General features: G+C 26.1%; 1 protein-coding gene. It reads right to left on the bottom strand.

The genetic code is table 11. From position 1 onward, the window contains the following. Positions 1–156 precede the first annotated feature (156 nt). A complete protein-coding gene (locus JWF52_RS18920) occupies positions 157–807 on the bottom strand; it encodes a glycoside hydrolase family 73 protein (RefSeq protein WP_208335018.1) in 651 nt (216 codons plus the stop codon). Positions 808–926 lie beyond the last annotated feature (119 nt).

The following is a 926-nucleotide window of genomic DNA, read 5'->3' as shown; positions in this document are numbered from 1 at the left end:
TTCATTTTAAGCGACTGTGTCGGCGCTTACTTTTTTGCTTCGTCCTTATCTCTTGGACAAGTAATACTATATCATCTTAAAAATATATCGTCAATACTTTTTGTAAAACTTTTTTTGTTTTTGTCGTATTTTGTTTAAATTATTTTATTCTACTATCTATATTTTATAGTCTAATTTCTGTAAATTATAACGTTTTATCACACTTATAAGTACATCAGCATAAACAGGGTTGCCTTTTTTATCTTTCTTTGTACTATAACCCGCATCTTCTAAAGCTTGAGCTTGATCTTTGTAGTTCTTAGCTTTAAACAATCCATTTTCTTCATATCTCTTATTTTCTTCTAAAAATTTTCCATGATCATATATAGAATCATCAACATGATTATACTTTCTAAACTTTGCATTTATTTTATCATTATGATTTTCTAAAGTGCTTACCTCTACAAACTCACCATCCCAACTATTATCCGCTTTTATACCAAACAAATTATTACTCTTCTTCGCTAATTCTGATTTTCCCCACCCTGATTCTAGTATAGCTTGAGCTACTGTTATAGATGGCAATATTTTATACTTTTTATAGTTTTTTTTAGCCCCAGACTCGATTTTTTTTATAAAATCATTTTGTTCTAGCGTAATACTTACTTCTTCTTTATCTTTTACATCTTCTATATCCTTTGTCACATTAAAAATCGCATATATACTTAATAATACACCTATTGTAATCAATATCTTGTTAGAAACAAATTTAATTCTATTTTTTATTCTTTTGTTTTTTCCAAGGTGTTTTATTTTCTTCTTCCCCATAGATTCCCCCTAAATATATTACTAATTTTGTAATTCAAAAAATACTTCCTATATAATTTATATTATAGCAAAATAAAAAAGAGTAGAATATTCTACTCTTTTTTATTTTGATTTTAATT

Origin of the sequence: Clostridium sp. CCUG 7971 (assembly GCF_017590215.1) — a bacterium.
Lineage (GTDB): Bacteria > Bacillota > Clostridia > Peptostreptococcales > Peptostreptococcaceae > Faecalimicrobium.
Note: the sequence above shows the minus strand (reverse complement) of the source record. Positions and strands in the feature narration are given on the sequence as shown.

Excerpts from the sequence above, each read along its gene's own strand:
- JWF52_RS18920 (WP_208335018.1), bottom strand. The coding sequence starts at position 807 with ATGGGGAAGAAGAAAATAAAACACCTTGGAAAAAACAAAAGAATAAAA.